Consider the following 17,293-nt stretch of genomic DNA (forward strand, 5'->3'; position numbering starts at 1 on the left):
TTGTTTTATTGTTGTCGGTAAAAATGAATAAAAAATAAAGTAATTATGAAAAAGGTATTAGTAACATTGGTATTAGTGATGACTTTAGGCGTGTCTGTTTCTTTTGCTCAAGCGGCTCCGGTAGAGGTTCCGGTAGTGGAAAAGCCTCAACAATCTAAGAAGTTGGTTTTCTCGGAAATCTATATGAATGATGTGCCGGAAGCCGTGATGGACAGGCTTGCACTGGAAGGTGCTATGATAAAGCAGGCTTTTATGGCCTATGGCATTGATGGAAGCCGTATTTATAAAATTAATGTGTTGACAAGTGATGCTCATGAACAGACATTGTTCTTAGGTGAAGATGGTAAAATTTTGCAATAGTTAGTATATTTATAATAGTGCTTTTACATGAATTCCCGGCTTGTGATAAGTCGGGAATTTTTTTAGTTAAATTGTTTCTTGACGATATTCGAAAAATAATTAAGAAATCTCTTGTGCATAATAATTGTAGGTTTTATCTTTGCCACTCAAATTTAAAAAGGTGATACAATGGAAACTTATGATATATATTTTAAAGAAGGTAATGATTTTGCTAATAAAGGATTTTCATTGAAAGATAAGGCTAAGGCCATTAGAATGGCGGAAGATATGTTGGCTGAACGCAAAGGATATGTGAAGGATTTTGTTGGAGGAACTATTTCCGTAATGTGTAAAGAAACGAAAGAGGAAGTTTGGTCCAAGCCGATAGAGGAGGTTTAATGCAATTTTTACATCTTTTTTTGCCTTGCCAATCATAGAGTTGTGAAATACAGTGCTGTAATTGAAATGGTACGTAGCCGTTAATAGCAGCAACCCTTGGTTGTATTTGTGGTGGATTTGTTATTGGCGGACATGAATATTTCTTTCTCTTCTAGGATATTCGGTATATTTCTCCTTTCATGCTTTTGCCGGACTGATATAGATAATGCCGGGTAGCACTTGATAGGACGATGATTGTTCTTTTACTAAGATGCTTCAGTATGACTTTTTTCCGATCCTATCCATTCTTGACATATAGTTGTTATTCATAGCTAAATACACCGTATTCCCAATGAAGCTTTCTGTGGGGATCCCTTTGGTGTTCGTGTAACTATTGTGACTGTTATTATGCCGATGGGGTATAGTATTGATACAACAATGATTTTTCATAATAACTTTTAACTTATGATTTAGATAGCTCCGACTTGTCACAAATCGGGGTTATCCGCTTGTTATGCTATTAAACTTGGTCAGCTATTGGTTAACAATTTCACGCAACAGTAACTCTTTGGAGTAAAAGTGGCAAATAAATTTTTTGTTCACATGAAAAAAACTTTCCCAAAAGCTTTGTATTATTGATTTTCTATGTATCTTTGCATCGTTATTATTTCTCGGGGTATTAGCTCATCTGGCTAGAGCGTTAGACTGGCAGTCTAAAGGTGGCGAGTTCGAGTCTCGCATGCTCCACTTTTTTAATGATAAAATGAAGGTCTGCGAAGCAGGCCTTTTTTAATTTAAAGACTATAGATATGTTAATTTATAATACAACTTATCAAACAGGCATTGACGATGCGCGTAATTTTGTCATTTGGCTTAGTGAAAGCTATATTCCCGAAGTGGAAAAGACGGGAATATTGCAAAATCCCCGTCTTACGCACATCCTTAGTCACAAAGAACAGGATTCAGAATGCTTTTCATTGCAATGGGAGGTGGAAGATACAGCGGCCTTGCATCGTTGGCATACTCAGCAAGGGATGCATCTGAATGAGGAAATGATGAAGATATTTAAAGATAAGGTGGTTGGCTTTCCCACTTTGATGGAGGTGATTAAGTGATTCAGCCGGTAAAAGAGAAAATCATTCTGGGTATAGATCCTGGAACAACCATAATGGGGTATGGCCTGCTGAAAGTAGTAGGTACTAAACCGCAGGTAATGACTATGGGGGTCATTGATCTTCGTAAATATGGTGACCATTATTTAAAACTGCGCCGTATTTTTGAACGGGTGGTTGGTATAATAGAAGCTTATTTACCTGATGAGTTAGCTATTGAGGCGCCTTTTTTTGGAAAAAATGTGCAGTCGATGTTAAAATTAGGGAGGGCACAGGGAGTGGCTATGGCTGCTGCTTTGAGCCGTGATATTCCTATAACAGAATATGCGCCGTTGAAGATAAAGATGGCGATAACCGGTAATGGGCAAGCCAGCAAGGAACAGGTCGCTGATATGTTGAAAAGGATGTTACATATACCGGAGAGTGATATGCTGCCTTTTATGGATGCAACAGATGGGTTGGCGGCTGCTTATTGTCATTATTTACAAATGGGCAGACCGACATTGACTAAAGAATATTCCGGCTGGAAAGATTTTATAAATAAGAATCCTGATAAAATAAAAAGATAAGATTATGAATGTGAGACATGTTATTTGGGCATCAATTGTTTCTACTACTATTAGTTGTCAGTCTGTGAAAAAAGAATATAATTCGTTTGATGAATATCCTGTCCGTGAAGATGCGCTGACTGAAATGGAGTACTCGCCTGCCGAAACCAAGTTTTCACTTTGGGCTCCTACAGCGGAAGAGGTGCGTGTCCTTTTATTTGAATCGGGTAATGAAGGTTCAGCTTCTAATACTTTTCCAATGGAGATGGGAGAGAATGGTACTTGGAATATTTCAATAAAAGAGGATCTGAAGGGTAAATTCTATACCTTTAATGTGAAGGTAAACGGGAAATGGTTAGGAGACACTCCGGGAATTATGGCAAAAGCCGTAGGGGTAAATGGTAAGCGGGCAGCTGTGCTTGATCTTCGTTCTACAGATCCGGAAGAATGGGAGAACGATGTGCGTCCTCCTTTGAAGAATTATGCTGATATTACGGTTTATGAGATGCATCATCGCGATTTCTCTTTGGATTCTGTTTCCGGAATTCAAAATAAAGGCAAGTTCCTGGCTTTGACGGAGCAGGGTACTACCAGTTCTTCAGGCGAGAAGACAGGTATTGACCATCTGAAAGAATTGGGAATTACCCACGTGCACTTATTGCCGTCGTATGATTATGCCTCGGTGGATGAAACAAAACTGGACAAGGCCCAATATAATTGGGGGTATGATCCGCAAAATTACAATGTGCCTGACGGTTCTTATTCTACAGATCCTTATAAACCCGATGTCCGTATCAGGGAATTCAAACAAATGGTACAAGCTTTACATAAGGCGGGAATCAGAGTGGTGCTTGATGTGGTGTATAATCACACCTTCAATACAGACGAAAGCAATTTCGAACGTACGGTTCCCGGTTATTTCTATCGCCAGACGAAGGACGGGCAATGGGCAAATGGTTCGGGATGTGGAAATGAAACGGCAAGCGACCGCGCCATGATGCGTAAATATATGATAGAATCTATTTTATATTGGATTAATGAATATCACATAGACGGCTTTCGTTTTGACTTGATGGGGATACATGATATTGAAACCATGAATGAGATACGTGCGGCTATTGATAAAATAGATCCGTCTATTTTTATGTATGGTGAAGGATGGGCTGCCAGTTCTCCTCAATTAGAGGCAGACAGGCTGGCGATGAAAGCCAATGTGGAAAAGATGCCCCGTATCGCCGCTTTCTCAGATGAAATGCGTGATGGATTGCGAGGTGGTTGGGATGATGATACTAAAGGAGCTTTTCTAGTAGGGGAGCCAGGACACGAAATGAGTATCAAATTTGGAATTGTGGGAGCCATCGAACATCCGCAGGTTATAAGTGATTCTGTGAATTATAGTAAGAAACCTTGGGCTTTACAACCTACCCAGATGATAAGTTATGTAAGTTGCCACGATGACATGTGCCTTGCCGACCGTCTGAAAGCTACCATGCCGGATGCTTCGGTAGAGGAACTGGCGGCTTTGCAGAAGTTAGCGGAAACATTTGTCTTTACTTCACAAGGAGTACCGTTTATATTTGCAGGGGATGAGATGATGCGTGACAAGAAAGGAGTTCATAATTCTTATAATAGTCCTGACAGTATTAATACGATAGATTGGAAAAATAAGACCGCACACAAAGATGTGTTCGAATATGTGAAAGGTTTAATAGCTATGCGTAAAGCACATCCCGCTTTTCGTATGGGGGATGCCGATATGGTACGTAGGCAATTGGAGTTTTTACCTGTAGAAAATACGAATGTGGTTGCCTTTATCTTGAAAGATAATGCAAATGGTGACTCATGGAAAAATATCATCGTGGCTTTGAACAGCCGTGCAGAGCCTGTCAAGCTGGACATTCCGTCGGGTAAATACACTGTAATCTGTAAGGATGGTAAAATAAACATGAAAGGCTTGGGACAGGTTTCAGGTGATGAGCTTATGGTACCGGCACGTTCTGCCATGATTATACATCAATAGAAGGCTCAAAGAGGATTAATAAAGACTTTGTCATACAGACTAAAACACATAATACGAATGGAAAAGACATGGAGATGGTTTGGGAAGAAAGATAAGATAACGCTTCCCATGCTTAGGCAAATCGGGGTGGAAGGAATCGTGACCGCCCTTCATGATGTACCTAACGGTGAAATCTGGGCTTTGGAAGCTATCCAAAGTTTAAAAGATTATATTGAATCTCATCAATTGCGCTGGTCGGTGGTAGAAAGCCTGCCGGTAAGTGAAGCTATCAAATATGCCGGTCCTGAACGGGATCAATTGATAGAAAACTACAAAGTAAGCCTTGCCAACCTAGGTAAAGCGGGTATCAAGACCGTATGCTATAACTTCATGCCTGTCATTGATTGGATACGTACCGATTTGGAACATCCTTGGGAGGACGGAACCAGTTCTTTGTACTTTGACAAGATCCGGTTCGCCTATTTTGACTGTATGATTCTTCAGCGTGAAGGGGCGGAGAAAGACTATACCGATTTGGAATTACAACAGGTGCGTGAATTGGATAAGACTATAACCGAAGCCGAGAAAAACGAATTGGTCGATACCATTATAGTCAAGACGCAGGGATTTGTAAATGGTAATATAAAGGAGGGAGACCGGCATCCGGTAACCATATTCCGCCGTCTTTTGTCTTTGTATGATGGGATAGACCGTGATGCCCTGCGTGAAAACTTACGTTATTTCTTGCAGGCTGTCATGCCGGTGTGTGATGAGTACGGTATAAATATGTGCATCCATCCGGACGATCCCCCTTTCCAGGTATTGGGCTTGCCGCGTATTGTGACCGGTGAGGAAGATATCAACTGGCTTCTCCATGCGGTTGATAACCCGCATAACGGGCTGACATTCTGTGCCGGTTCGCTCAGCGCCGGATTGCATAACAACGTACCTTTGTTGGCACGTATGTTTGCACACCGCACTCATTTTGTACATTTGCGCAGTACCAATGCGTTTCCCAACGGGAATTTTATAGAAGCATCTCATTTGGGAGGGCGTGCTCATGTGATAGAGTTGATCCGTATTTTTGAGAAAGAACGTCCGGGTGTCCCGATGCGTGTGGATCATGGGCGCATGATGCTGGATGATGCCGGCAAAGGATACAACCCGGGGTATTCGTTTCATGGCCGTATGATGGCCTTGGCTCAGATAGAAGGCATGATGGCGGTTATCAACGAGGAATCAAAACTTAAATCCTAGATTGACGTACATACTCACTTTATTGGCTCGGTTTGCATAGTTTAGTGATGCCTCTAAGGGGCCGAACATACTATCCAAACCGTAGCCTATACCACAGCCGAACATGGTATCCTGTTCCAACAGGTACCTCAGCTTGCTTGCACTCAGCGCATAATTGCCCGTTAACGTCAGATAATGCACACTTCCCATCCGTTGGCGGAATTTCATGCTTCCTATCAGTAACGCATTCTTTGTTAATTCCACATTGTTTATCCCGACAAATGGTAGTTGCTGTTGCAGGAAACGTCCTTGCACATCCCCCCCCATCGCATTGAGTTTGGAGTAAGGAATATCTTTCCCTATCAGAAAACGTCCGTATATGGCAGGCAGTATGGAGAATCTGCGTGTAACGGGAATCACTCCCTGGCAATAGCCTTTTATGGCAGAGAAAGGAGCGTGGTCGTCATATTTGGTGAAATTATCCGTATAAAGTGAATAGGACGCTCGTGCTGATATGCCTTTGGTAGGGAAATATGCCTTGTCGAAAGTTTCGTAATGCATTTGTGCGAAATAGCTGAAGAAGTGTTCTGTTCCTACGTCAAAACCTTGGTTCCCTTCCTGGTATAGGAATTTGTCATAGTCATATAATTCATACCTCAGCCCCACGGCAAAGCGTATGTTTTTGTACCAAACATCCGAAAAGGATAACTCTCCCAAATGATAGCGGTAGGTAGAGTTATGTGATTTATCTCCATGATGGTAAAAGTTTATATCATTGTACTGGAACATATATGCCAGTCCGATGTTCTTCAATGGAGCCGGTTCGAATCCATAATCTATGCGGGCGGCATAACGTTTGCCCAATCGTCCTGTCAGTGACAGCGTAGTGGGTACTTTTCCCCGGAAATTGCTGGTGACATTAATGAGCAGACTGGCTGTTTCTTCCGAATCAAAACGGATTCCTACGTTCAGCTTATTCTCATATTTCTTGCTTAAAAGAAAATGCAGGTTATAACCTCCGCCGGGGGCTTCGGGCAGATTGTAAGTGGCGCTGGAATATTCTAGATTGGAGCATAGTATGGCTGTTGCTTCTTCTATGCGGCGAAGGCTTATTTCGGAGTCTTCTTTCAAATCACAGCGCTTCAACAGCCACCGTTTGTCTTTTTCGTCCAATCCGTCAAAGGTGATTTCTTTTATATACACTTTGCGGTTGGGGGAGTACGGATAGCTGGGAAGGGGTTTCGGCATATAGGTACTGTCCAGCCCCAGTTCCTGCTTCAACTTTATCAAGGAGTTTTTTTGTGCCAATGCCGCTTCTTCTCCCCGACGAATCAGTGTGTCCACCGCACTGGGGGTGAAACTGGCGGCAGAATACCCCTCCACATCCACCTTTATATATGTATCGGTTTCTTTCAGATTCTTTTTATAAAGTTCCAGTCCCATTAAATTGATGAGTTGCCCCAAGATACTGCCGGTGCTATTCAGTTCGTTGGCGGGTTTCAAGTCATTTTGAACATCCACTCCTATAATAATGTCCGCCCCCATGGCACGCGCTACATTTACAGGGTAGTTGTTTACCACACCTCCATCCACTAGAACCATACTGTCCAGCCGGACCGGAGTGAATACTCCCGGTATGGCCATACTGGCCCGCATGGCCGTAGCCAATACACCTTTGTGAAAATTTACCTCGTTGCCATTTACAATATTTTCGGAAACACAGGCGAAGGGAATAGGTAACTTGTTGAAATCGATGGAATCATGATATCCTACGGTCAGCTCACTGAACAGGTTTGCCAGGTTCTGTCCCTTTATCAATCCTCCTACGGCTTGCGTTTTGGCATTTTTACCGAATGGCAGGGAAAATACATATTTTTCGGAAGCCTCCCGTTCCGCCATATTCTGTTCGCTGCGTGGTATTTTGTCACTCAGCAGAAAGGACCAATCCTGCCGGCGAACCATGCTATCCATCTGTTCGGGAGTATAACCGATGGAATAAAGTCCGCCTATAATGGAGCCCATACTGGTCCCTACCACGTAATCTATAGGGATACCCGCTTCTTCTATAACTTTCAAAGCACCTATATGTGCCATTCCTTTGGCTCCTCCGCCGCTGAGAACAACGCCCACTTTTTTTCGGGGCCCAGGTTGGGCCGTTGTGTGAACGGAGATACAAAGTAACCCTGCTGCTATTAACAGGGTCGGGAATTTCATTTTTTTCATTTTACTATAAATCTAGTTTAAGTTAAAAAACAAAAACAGTGCAAAGATGGTCTAATCTTTCAGCTTTCACAAGTGCTGATTGTCATAGATATTGGTCTATTTTGCTGCTGAGGTTTCAAAGATAGGGAATTGTACCGGAAAAAAGAATTTTGTATATCGCTTTTTTGTCGTACCTTTGTCTGTGTAACGAAAAAAAGTATGGATAATTTTGCAGCAATAGACTTCGAGACGGCAAATAATGAACGTACCAGCATATGTAGTGTAGGGGTGGTTATTGTGAGAAATGGTGAGATAGCCGACCGGTTCTACAGCCTCGTTCATCCCGAACCGGATTACTATTTGTATTGGAACACCCGTATTCATGGATTGACACAGGAAGATACTGCCCATGCTCCTGTTTTTTCGGAAGTATGGAAGCAGGTTGCTCCTAAAATAGAGGGGCTTCCGCTGGTTGCGCATAACAAAGCCTTTGATGAGGGGTGTTTGAAAGCCGTGTTCCGTACTTATTGTATGGATTATCCTGATTATGACTTTTATTGTACCTATCAGGCTTCCCGGAAGCTGAAAGGGTTGAGAAACCACCAGTTACATACGGTGGCCGGTTTTTTTGGTTTTGAATTGGAGAATCACCATCATGCGCTGGCTGATGCTGAGGCGTGTGCATGGATTGCCAGACAGATTCTGTGAGTTATAATTAAAGATTTATGATTTCTGAAACCCATGATACAAGAAGATACTTATAAAACCATTACAGACATTGCCGAAGGCATATATACGGAGAAACGGAGTAAATTTATAGCTATTGCCATTCCGGTACGTACCATAGAGGAAATAAAGCAGCATCTTGACACGTATCAGAAGAAATATTACGATGCCCGTCATGTGTGTTACGCTTATATGCTGGGGCATGAAAGGAAGGATTTCAGAGCAAATGATAACGGAGAGCCTTCGGGTACCGCAGGAAAGCCTATTTTGGGGCAAATAAATTCCAATGAGCTGACGGATATCCTTATTATAGTGGTCCGTTACTTTGGAGGTATAAAATTGGGAACCAGCGGACTGATTGTCGCTTACAAGGCTGCCGCTGCCGAAGCAATAGCTGCTGCTGATATAGTGGAAAGAACAGTGGATGAAGAAATCACCGTATCCTTTGAATATCCTTTTATGAATGATATCATGCGCATTGTGAAAGAAGACGAGCCTGCCATCTTGGAGCAATCATATGATATGGATTGCCTGATGAGGCTCCGGATACGTAAATCCATGATGGGAAAACTCCGTGCACGTCTGGAGAAGGTGGAAACTGCCCGTATTATTGAATAACTCTGTCGGTACGTCGATATTTTTGGGGCCATATTCACTGCGTTCACAGCAGATGAGAAGAATACGGAATGTGGCTGTAAAATGTCTTCCCCATATCAAATGAAACATATTTGTAATATGGATGAAATATTACAGATATACCGAACCTATATCTTTGCAGCCGTAAACAAAGAAAGTCACATTAATAAAAATGAGAAATACACTTGTAGCGTCTGCTTTTACAATGCTGAGTATTGCAACTGCTTCCGCACAGCTGACTATTCCTAAAGAATATCTGCCGGAAGTACATGGAACGATCCGCGGTAAATATGAAGTTCAAACCACTAACGGAATGCAACGGTTCCAGGTACGTAACGCCCGTGTCAGTCTGGACGGGAAGGTTCTTCCGGTAATTGCTTATAAGGCTGAAATAGACTTGTCCGATGAGGGAAGCATCAAGATGCTGGATGCATATGCCCGCTTTGTCCCCAATGATACATGGAATGTCACACTAGGACAGATGCGTGTGCCTTTCACCATAGACGCTCATCGATCTCCCCACCAACAATATTTTGCCAATCGTTCGTTCATAGCCAAACAGGTGGGGAATGTGCGTGATGTGGGTGCTACCGGAGCTTTCTCTTTAAAGAAGGGACTGCCGTTGAAACTGGAAGGCGGACTGTTCAACGGCTCCGGACTCACCAATCAGAAAGAGTGGCACAACACGTTGAATTATTCTGTTAAGCTTCAATTGATGCCGTGGAAAAATTATAACTTGACTTTGAGTACCCAGAAAATACATCCCGATAAAATCAGCATTTATATGTATGATATCGGTACTTACTACGAGTTTGATAATTGGCATATAGAAGCCGAATACCTTTATAAAACTTATGCGAAAAACTCATTTGATGATGTACATGCTTTCAACGCCTTTGTCAATTACGACTTGTTTATCAAGAAAGGCCTGTTTCGGAAAATTTCATTTCTAGGACGTTATGACAGTATGGGAGATCATAGTAACGGTAATGCGGATGAGGATGGTAAGCTTTACATTACCGATTATTCCCGCCAGCGTGTGACTGGAGGTGTGACATTAAGCTTTGGAAAGGCTTTTCAAGCGGATTTGCGTCTTAATTACGAGAAATATTTCTATGATAAACTATCTTTGGCAAAAGAGTCCGAACAAGACAAGTTTGTGATGGAATTAATGGTACGGTTCTGAAAAAAGCAGGGGAACACTCCCTGCTTTTTTGCTGTTTGTCCTTCTTGTCTTTTCCTTTTCCATCCCTGCCTTTATTCCGGAACTCACCGGCATATCCGTGATATTTCTTCGGGTAACAGGCTTTTCCTCGACAGGCAGTGCGCCTTCTTCCGCCAAGGAGACAAGCCTATCCCCATCTCTCTTTCATCATATCTTCCAGTTTCAGCAGCTCATCCCTGTATTGTGCAGCTTCTATAAATTCCAGCTTCTTGGCAGCTTCCTGCATCAGTTTCCGGGTACGTTCTATCGTTTTCTCCATCTGTGGCTTGGTCATATACTGAACAATCGGGTCGGCAGCCGTTGTATCGGAAGATGGCTCGATGTATGCCTTGGGGCCTTGAGTGGTTCCGGCAACTTCGTTGCTGTTGTTGCCCAACAAGGCAGCATTCCGCGCACGCTGTATCTGTTTGGGGGTGATTCCATGCTCTTCGTTATATGCCAGCTGTTTTTCACGACGGCGGTTGGTTTCGTCTATCGTTTTTTTCATGCTGTCCGTCATGCGGTCTGCATACATGATTACTTTTCCATTGATATTGCGGGCGGCGCGTCCTGCTGTCTGGGTCAGCGAACGGTGGGAGCGGAGGAACCCTTCTTTGTCTGCATCCAGAATGGCGACCAAAGACACTTCGGGCAAGTCCAGACCTTCACGAAGCAAATTCACACCCACCAGTACATCATAAACGCCCTGACGTAATTCATCCATAATCTTGACGCGTTCCAAAGTGTCCACATCGCTGTGGATGTAGTTGCAGCGGATGTCATTGCGCAGCAGATATTCGGTCAATTCTTCTGCCATGCGTTTGGTAAGCGTGGTCACCAGTACACGTTCTTCTTTCTCGATGCGTTGCTGTATCTCTTCCATCAGGTCGTCAATCTGATTCAGACTGGGGCGTACTTCAATTACCGGGTCCAGCAATCCGGTAGGACGGATAACCTGTTCAACGATAATGCCTTCACTTTCCACCAATTCATAATCGGCAGGTGTGGCACTGACATAAATCACTTGTTTGGCCAGTTCCTTGAACTCTTCAAATTTTAGAGGACGGTTGTCAAAAGCCGACTCCATCCGGAAACCATATTCCACCAAATTGGTTTTTCTGGCCCGGTCACCACCATACATGGCACGTATTTGCGGTACGCTGACATGGCTTTCGTCTATTACAATCAGGAAATCATCCGGAAAGAAGTCCAGCAGACAGTAAGGACGGGTACCTGCATTACGCCCGTCAAAGTAGCGGGAATAATTTTCTATGCCCGAACAATGCCCCAGTTCGCGAATCATCTCCATATCGTATGTCACGCGCTCATAGAGTCGTTTCGCCTCATACATTTTTCCTTCCTCCTCGAATTTGGCCACCTCTTTCGTCAAGTCGTCCTCAATCTGATGAATAGCTCTCAACTGGCTCTCTTTGGTGGTCATAAAAAGATTGGCCGGATAAATTTTGTATTCATCAAAAGTTGCCAGACGGATTCCCGAAATAGGGTCTATCTCTTCAATGGCATCAATTTCATCGTCCCAAAACATAACCCGGAGGAGATTGTCGCTATATGCCAGGTAAATGTCTACCGTGTCACCTTTTACGCGGAAATTCCCGCGATTCAGTTCTATGTCGTTACGCACATACAGGCTGTCCACCAAGCGGCGTAAAAATACATTCCTGTCCAGCAGTTTGCCTTTTTTTATCTCGATTACGTTATTATAGAAATCCGACGGGTTCCCCATACCGTAGATGCAGGACACGGAAGACACCACCACCACGTCCTTCCGTCCCGACAGCAGGGCAGAGGTGGCAGCCAGCCGCAATTTGTCAATCTCTTCATTAATGGCCAGATCCTTTTCTATATAGGTGTCGCTGGACGGCAAATATGCTTCCGGCTGGTAATAGTCATAATAAGATACATAGTATTCCACAGCATTATTGGGAAAGAAACTCTTGAACTCTCCGTATAACTGGGCTGCCAATGTTTTGTTATGGCTTAATATCAAGGTGGGCTTATTGATGTTTTTAATTACATTTGCAATCGTGAAAGTCTTGCCGGACCCGGTGACCCCCAATAAAGTTTGTGCGGGGACTCCTTCCAGCACCCCTTCGGTCAGCTGGGCGATAGCTTCCGGTTGGTCACCGGTGGGTTGGTATTCGGAAATCAATTCAAAATTCATAATAGCATGTTTGGTTTAATGAGATGTAAAAATACAGTTATTTCCTTAGATATTATCTATTCATCTCTAAAAAATAGACTCTTGTCGACTTTTTAGCATTTAAAAACATGGAAATATTGCATTATTCGGTGGAAAGGCGTAAATTTGCGCAATTATTTGAATAAGATGAAAAAATATATCATTATAGCTCTTGTCTCCGGTACGGTTCTAACGTCTTGTGGAGAGTATAACAAAGTTTTAAAAAGCACGGACTACGAATACAAGTACGAAGCGGCCAAAAGTTACTTTGGCAAAGGGCAGAATACTAAGGCGGCCACCATTCTGGAGGAATTGATTACCATCATGAAGGGAACGGATAAGGCTGAGGAATCACTTTATATGTTGGGTATGACCTACTATAATCAGGGTGACTTCATCACAGCTTCGCATTATTTCACCACTTATTATAATACTTATCCGCGTGGGGTCTATACGGAACAGGCCAGATATTTTTCAGGAAAAGCATTGTTCCTGGATACTCCGGAACCTCGTTTGGACCAGTCGAGCACCTATAAGGCTATTCAGGAGTTGCAGATGTTTATGGAATATTTCCCTACCAGTAGCCGTCGGCAGGATGCACAGCAAATGATTTTTGATTTGCAGGACAAGCTGGTGATGAAAGACTATCTGGCTGCGAAATTGTATTATGATTTGGGCTCTTATACAGGAAACAGTACTTATAGCACTACCGGTAACAACTATTTGTCTTGCATCGTTACCGCCCAGAATGCTTTGAAAGACTATCCCTATACCAAGATGCGCGAAGATCTTTCTATCCTGGTCTTGCGTGCCAAATATGATATGGCGAAAGCGAGCGTGGAGGAAAAGAAAGAAGAGCGTATGCGTGAAACGATAGATGAATATTATTCTTTCAAGAATGAGTTTCCCGACAGCAAGTATACTAAAGAAGTGGAGAGCATCTACAAGGATGCCAATAAGTACGTAAAAGAATTTAATGAATAAAACTAAATAAGAAATTATGGATTACAAAAAGACAAACGCTCCAAGTAATACTGTTACCCGTGACATGATGGATTTATGTGCAGACACAGGTAACATTTATGAAACTGTTGCTATCATTGGCAAACGTGCCAACCAGATTAGTGTTGAGATGAAGAATGATCTTTCAAAGAAATTGCAGGAGTTTGCCTCATACAACGATAACCTGGAAGAAGTCTTTGAAAATAGAGAGCAGATCGAAATCTCACGTTATTACGAAAAGCTTCCGAAACCGACATTGATCGCTGCTCAGGAATATGAAGAAGGCAAGGTTTATTTCCGTAATCCTGCTAAAGAAAAAGAGAAACTACAGTGATTTTTCATTTGGGGCTGTGCAAAAGGTCTTTACCGCAGGTTACACAGATCGTTCTATTTTGAAACATGAGTCGTTTCGTGTGGAAACTGTATCAATCTGAGTAATCTGTGGTACATTTTGATGCACCTCACATTATATTAGCCCTGTTATGCTGAACGCAGTGAGGAATCTGATAACCATTCACTTTGTGTTTTCAGGTTTTTCACTGCGTTTAGAATGACGGGTTGTATGATTAAAATTAAAGAGACTATGATACAACGCATTCAATCTGTTTATTTACTTGTTGTTACCATTTTGATTATTATTTGCCTGTGTAGTCCTGTAGGCTCATACATAGGAAGTGATTATAGTGTTTCCGCTTTAACAAATCTGTGTCTTACTATGGCGGATGGTACTAAAGATTATGCTCCATGGGCCTTGTTTGTGATTTTGCTGGTTGTTGCGGTTCTTGCTTTCGGCACTATCTTCTTGTTCAAAAAACGCATGTTGCAAATCCGTCTGACTATTTTCAGCACCATTTTGTTGATCGGGTATTATGCCACATTGGTCACTTTTATTTTTATGTTGAAAGAAGAGTCTATGACATTTTCTCCTTCATGGACTGTGTGTCTGCCGTTGGTTGCCATCATTTTGAATTGGCTTGCCATCCGCGCCATTGGTAAGGATGAGGTATTGGTTAAAGCATACGACCGTTTGAGATAAGCTGAGGGAATTATTATGTATGATATAAAAAGCCTGCAAGATTCATCTTGCAGGCTTTTGTATTATGAGAGAGAGTCCTTTTTTTATTTAGTAATATCTATCAGATAACTCAGCCGTATGCCTATGAATGAATGGGCTGATCTTTCGAAGAAATCTCTTTTCGAGTTCTTGTAAAAGTCGCTCAATCCCATGTAGTAACGTCCTTCCAGCAGGAAATGTCCGATACCGGTACTTACTTCCAGACCGGCGCCGGCTGTGATACCATAATCAAATTTATTCTCCACCTCTTTACCGTGTTCCGGTCTTGTTGTAGAAGTAGTCCAGTTTATCTTTTCGTTGTCACCCAGGAAAAAGCCGATTTGTGGTCCTGCATTGAAAAAGACCTTCACTCCCCGGTTCAATGCATCCTTGCCGAATGCCAGATGTGCCATGAAAGGGATTTCCAGATAATTCATGGTGCGGCTGTAAGAATTGCCGGAATCATCTTCTATCTTTTCGTCCCATCCGCGTTGTGAATAGTTTATTTCCATTTGCACGCCACACATCATCTTGAAATATTTCTCGGACATATATCTCATGGTAACCCCCATAGACATGGTGTTCAAGGTGTTCAGTTTGATTTTCGGGTTGAAGCTGACGGAACTCATGTTCAGACCACCATTGATGCCGACGGCAAAATTATGACGTTCTTCACCCAACTGTGCAGCTGCCGGCAATGCAAAGAGCAATGCCAGTACAAGCAGCCCGAAGTTCTTATACTTTTTCATTATTCAAAATCAAGTTTAATCAGTTCAAAGTCCTTGGTAAAATGAACGAAGAACACTTTACGATTGATAAATCCACCCCAGTTGTTTACGCGTTCAAATTTAAATCCGGTCTGGATAGGGGTGACAGCCACCTTGTCCAGTTTGTCTTCCAGTTTGTTGCCGTATTGGGACAGGCCCTTCAGGAAGAAATATCCTGTATCGAATCCCAGCATACCATATTTAGGGAATGAGTTGAGCATATCCTTGCTGTACCATTTGCGGTAAGCCGATGAGAACTGAACGGCTTCCGGAAATAAATTGTTTGTGTAAAACGAAGAATAGAAATAGGTGTCCAGTTCATAGAAACTGGCCAGATGGTCGTTGGTATAGGTCTGCCATTCCGGATAGCCGAATAACTGCATACGGTAGTCGGGATTGTCACGGGAGGTCACAATCAGTTGTGGTAACAGTTTTATCAATGCCACGTTGGTGCCGGAAGTCGGGATGAATACATTATCCATACTATGGTTCATCGCGCCTTTCAATGATTCCGGAGTAATATTTTCCCCTTTTAATTCGGTAAAAGGAATGCGTTTGGTTTTTAACTCCTCTTTCAGTCCTTTTATAAAATCCACTTTGTCTTTGTCACCATCTTCTGCATCCAGGAAGATAACATTGGCGGTTGTAAACTTGCGGGTAAAATGCTCGTAAACTTCCGAGTACAGATAAGATTGGGGAGTATTTATCTGATAGATGGCGGGATTGCTGAAAACTTCATTCCCTTTGGAGGTAAAAGGTACTACCAGCCGGATATTGTTTTTCTTGGCGAATTCCGCAACCGGTTTCACCTGGTCGGGATAAGCCGGGCCGAAGATAATATCCATGCTCTTCAATTCACTTCTATCCAGAATGTTCTTGATGGAAGAAGTATTGTTATGGGTATCGTATGAGTACAGGTCGATGGATACTCCTTTTTCCTTCAAGCTGTCTACTGCCATCAGGAAGCCTTCATAGTATTCCACCATACGTGTCTGTTCGTCACGGTTGCCCTTGCCGTCTGTCATGAATGGCAGCATTACGGCAGCTTTGATGGTAGATATTTTGCGTGCCTCCTTCTTGCTTTCATTAAACAGCTGGTCGTCCGTGGGGATTACGGCAGGCGTATTATCCACAGGCGTTTCAGTCTTTGTATCCTTAGGATATGGAATACAAAGGAACCTTCCTTTTTTCAGTTTTTCGGTACGCAACTCAGGATTGGCGGCAATCAGTTCGGCTTCTGTAATGCCATACAGGCGGCTGATGCTGAATATCGTTTCCTTGCGTTCCACTTTATGCATATCCCTGCAATTGGGTTTCAGTGGGGTGGAAGTGGTGGCCGGTCTGATAGTCTGTGCGGCTTTCACCTCGTTCATGATTATCTCCTCGCTGTCCGTCACTTTGGCGGGAATTACGATAACCTGTCCGATACGGAAATTCTCCGCGCTCAGTCCGGGATTTGCCTGGCAGATGCGTTGTGCGGTTACTCCATAGCGTTGTGTCAGCTTGTACAAGGTTTCACCCGACTGGATGGTATGGAACATCTGCTGTTCCGTTCCGATGTTCTTTTGTGGAATCTTCAATGTTTCACCGGTTTTAATTTTCTGGTCGCTGCCGGGGTTCATTTTAACGATATCACCGGTAGTGACATTATACATGCTGGCTATGGAATAAAGACTTTGCCCTTTGGTAATGGTGTGCAGGAAATAGCCGGAAGACTGTGTTTGAGCCATCATTCCGGTGCTGCTGGCAGACAAGGCTGCGATAAGATATAATGCTCGAATAAATTTCATTTGCAGTGTGTTGATTAAACTGAGTGGCAAAAGTACAAAAAAAACTGTTTTATTCACATTATATAGAAAGAATAGAAAATATTATTAGGCTTTTTAATTA

General features: G+C 42.8%; 16 protein-coding genes and 1 tRNA gene. 13 read left to right on the forward strand and 4 right to left on the reverse strand.

Features of this window, described 5'->3' with window-relative positions; all coding sequences use genetic code 11:
- The first annotated feature begins 45 nt into the window (after window positions 1–45).
- The 7 genes from BVU_RS15265 to uxuA all read left to right on the forward strand — a co-directional run bounded on the left by BVU_RS15265 (window position 46) and on the right by uxuA (window position 5,633).
- Entirely contained in the window at window positions 46–360 is a 315-nt protein-coding gene (locus BVU_RS15265; RefSeq protein WP_005846898.1) for a hypothetical protein, read from the forward strand.
- Between the two features lie 168 nt (window positions 361–528).
- Window positions 529–738 (forward strand): hypothetical protein, encoded by a 210-nt coding sequence (locus BVU_RS15270; RefSeq protein WP_005846900.1) that lies wholly within the window; start codon window positions 529–531, stop codon window positions 736–738.
- Window positions 739–1,390: 652 nt separating this feature from the next.
- A tRNA-Ala gene (locus tag BVU_RS15275) sits at window positions 1,391–1,464 on the forward strand.
- A gap of 62 nt (window positions 1,465–1,526) precedes the next feature.
- On the forward strand, window positions 1,527–1,832 hold the full coding sequence (locus tag BVU_RS15280) for a DUF4286 family protein (RefSeq protein ID WP_005846656.1): 306 nt from the start codon (window positions 1,527–1,529) through the stop codon (window positions 1,830–1,832).
- The gene (ruvC, locus tag BVU_RS15285; protein ID WP_005846654.1) at window positions 1,829–2,398 is read left to right on the forward strand and encodes a crossover junction endodeoxyribonuclease RuvC; all 570 of its coding nucleotides are present in this window, start codon (window positions 1,829–1,831) and stop codon (window positions 2,396–2,398) included. The genes BVU_RS15280 and ruvC overlap by 4 nt, the downstream gene beginning before the upstream one ends.
- Before the next feature lie 4 nt (window positions 2,399–2,402).
- Window positions 2,403–4,397: a type I pullulanase gene (pulA, locus tag BVU_RS15290; RefSeq protein WP_005846652.1), complete on the forward strand. Its 1,995-nt coding sequence runs from the start codon at window positions 2,403–2,405 to the stop codon at window positions 4,395–4,397.
- 57 nt (window positions 4,398–4,454) lie between these two features.
- On the forward strand, window positions 4,455–5,633 hold the full coding sequence (gene uxuA / locus BVU_RS15295; RefSeq protein WP_005846650.1) for a mannonate dehydratase: 1,179 nt from the start codon (window positions 4,455–4,457) through the stop codon (window positions 5,631–5,633).
- Here the strand turns inward: uxuA and BVU_RS15300 are convergent.
- Window positions 5,616–7,835 carry a patatin-like phospholipase family protein gene (locus BVU_RS15300; RefSeq protein ID WP_012055519.1) on the reverse strand — a complete coding sequence of 740 codons (2,220 nt, stop codon included), beginning with the start codon at window positions 7,833–7,835 and terminating at the stop codon, window positions 5,616–5,618. The genes uxuA and BVU_RS15300 overlap by 18 nt on opposite strands.
- Before the next feature lie 198 nt (window positions 7,836–8,033).
- Here BVU_RS15300 and BVU_RS15305 point away from each other — a divergent pair, with 198 nt between their 5' ends.
- The 3 genes from BVU_RS15305 to BVU_RS15315 all read left to right on the forward strand — a co-directional run bounded on the left by BVU_RS15305 (window position 8,034) and on the right by BVU_RS15315 (window position 10,362).
- A complete protein-coding gene (locus BVU_RS15305; RefSeq protein ID WP_005846646.1) occupies window positions 8,034–8,522 on the forward strand; it encodes a 3'-5' exonuclease in 489 nt (162 codons plus the stop codon).
- Window positions 8,523–8,555: 33 nt separating this feature from the next.
- Window positions 8,556–9,158 carry an IMPACT family protein gene (locus BVU_RS15310; protein WP_005846644.1) on the forward strand — a complete coding sequence of 201 codons (603 nt, stop codon included), beginning with the start codon at window positions 8,556–8,558 and terminating at the stop codon, window positions 9,156–9,158.
- A gap of 190 nt (window positions 9,159–9,348) precedes the next feature.
- Window positions 9,349–10,362 carry a porin gene (locus BVU_RS15315; protein ID WP_005846642.1) on the forward strand — a complete coding sequence of 338 codons (1,014 nt, stop codon included), beginning with the start codon at window positions 9,349–9,351 and terminating at the stop codon, window positions 10,360–10,362.
- Between the two features lie 166 nt (window positions 10,363–10,528).
- Here the strand turns inward: BVU_RS15315 and uvrB are convergent, their stop codons facing one another.
- A complete protein-coding gene (gene uvrB / locus BVU_RS15320) occupies window positions 10,529–12,562 on the reverse strand; it encodes an excinuclease ABC subunit UvrB (RefSeq protein ID WP_005846639.1) in 2,034 nt (677 codons plus the stop codon).
- Window positions 12,563–12,727: 165 nt separating this feature from the next.
- Here uvrB and BVU_RS15325 point away from each other — a divergent pair, with 165 nt between their 5' ends.
- The 3 genes from BVU_RS15325 to BVU_RS15335 all read left to right on the forward strand — a co-directional run bounded on the left by BVU_RS15325 (window position 12,728) and on the right by BVU_RS15335 (window position 14,618).
- Window positions 12,728–13,564: an outer membrane protein assembly factor BamD gene (locus BVU_RS15325; RefSeq protein ID WP_005853238.1), complete on the forward strand. Its 837-nt coding sequence runs from the start codon at window positions 12,728–12,730 to the stop codon at window positions 13,562–13,564.
- 16 nt (window positions 13,565–13,580) lie between these two features.
- Window positions 13,581–13,916, forward strand: a complete 336-nt coding sequence (locus BVU_RS15330) for a DNA-directed RNA polymerase subunit omega (RefSeq protein WP_005846636.1) — start codon at window positions 13,581–13,583, stop codon at window positions 13,914–13,916.
- Window positions 13,917–14,165: 249 nt separating this feature from the next.
- On the forward strand, window positions 14,166–14,618 hold the full coding sequence (locus tag BVU_RS15335; protein WP_005846634.1) for a DUF4293 domain-containing protein: 453 nt from the start codon (window positions 14,166–14,168) through the stop codon (window positions 14,616–14,618).
- 83 nt (window positions 14,619–14,701) lie between these two features.
- Here the strand turns inward: BVU_RS15335 and BVU_RS15340 are convergent, their stop codons facing one another.
- Both BVU_RS15340 and BVU_RS15345 read right to left on the reverse strand, forming a co-directional pair.
- Window positions 14,702–15,385: a porin family protein gene (locus BVU_RS15340; protein WP_005846633.1), complete on the reverse strand. Its 684-nt coding sequence runs from the start codon at window positions 15,383–15,385 to the stop codon at window positions 14,702–14,704.
- Entirely contained in the window at window positions 15,385–17,193 is a 1,809-nt protein-coding gene (locus BVU_RS15345) for a PBP1 and LysM peptidoglycan-binding domain-containing protein (RefSeq protein ID WP_005853240.1), read from the reverse strand. The genes BVU_RS15340 and BVU_RS15345 overlap by 1 nt, the downstream gene beginning before the upstream one ends.
- Window positions 17,194–17,293 lie beyond the last annotated feature (100 nt).

It is taken from the genome of Phocaeicola vulgatus ATCC 8482, assembly GCF_000012825.1.
GTDB lineage: Bacteria > Bacteroidota > Bacteroidia > Bacteroidales > Bacteroidaceae > Phocaeicola > Phocaeicola vulgatus.

Excerpts from the sequence above, each read along its gene's own strand:
- BVU_RS15345 (WP_005853240.1), bottom strand. The coding sequence starts at position 17,193 with ATGAAATTTATTCGAGCATTATATCTTATCGCAGCCTTGTCTGCCAGC.
- BVU_RS15265 (WP_005846898.1), top strand. The coding sequence starts at position 46 with ATGAAAAAGGTATTAGTAACATTGGTATTAGTGATGACTTTAGGCGTG.
- BVU_RS15310 (WP_005846644.1), top strand. The coding sequence starts at position 8,556 with ATGATACAAGAAGATACTTATAAAACCATTACAGACATTGCCGAAGGC.
- BVU_RS15335 (WP_005846634.1), top strand. The coding sequence starts at position 14,166 with ATGATACAACGCATTCAATCTGTTTATTTACTTGTTGTTACCATTTTG.
- pulA (WP_005846652.1), top strand. The coding sequence starts at position 2,403 with ATGAATGTGAGACATGTTATTTGGGCATCAATTGTTTCTACTACTATT.
- BVU_RS15300 (WP_012055519.1), bottom strand. The coding sequence starts at position 7,835 with ATGAAAAAAATGAAATTCCCGACCCTGTTAATAGCAGCAGGGTTACTT.
- BVU_RS15315 (WP_005846642.1), top strand. The coding sequence starts at position 9,349 with ATGAGAAATACACTTGTAGCGTCTGCTTTTACAATGCTGAGTATTGCA.
- uxuA (WP_005846650.1), top strand. The coding sequence starts at position 4,455 with ATGGAAAAGACATGGAGATGGTTTGGGAAGAAAGATAAGATAACGCTT.
- BVU_RS15270 (WP_005846900.1), top strand. The coding sequence starts at position 529 with ATGGAAACTTATGATATATATTTTAAAGAAGGTAATGATTTTGCTAAT.
- BVU_RS15325 (WP_005853238.1), top strand. The coding sequence starts at position 12,728 with ATGAAAAAATATATCATTATAGCTCTTGTCTCCGGTACGGTTCTAACG.
- BVU_RS15280 (WP_005846656.1), top strand. The coding sequence starts at position 1,527 with ATGTTAATTTATAATACAACTTATCAAACAGGCATTGACGATGCGCGT.
- BVU_RS15305 (WP_005846646.1), top strand. The coding sequence starts at position 8,034 with ATGGATAATTTTGCAGCAATAGACTTCGAGACGGCAAATAATGAACGT.
- BVU_RS15330 (WP_005846636.1), top strand. The coding sequence starts at position 13,581 with ATGGATTACAAAAAGACAAACGCTCCAAGTAATACTGTTACCCGTGAC.
- BVU_RS15340 (WP_005846633.1), bottom strand. The coding sequence starts at position 15,385 with ATGAAAAAGTATAAGAACTTCGGGCTGCTTGTACTGGCATTGCTCTTT.
- uvrB (WP_005846639.1), bottom strand. The coding sequence starts at position 12,562 with ATGAATTTTGAATTGATTTCCGAATACCAACCCACCGGTGACCAACCG.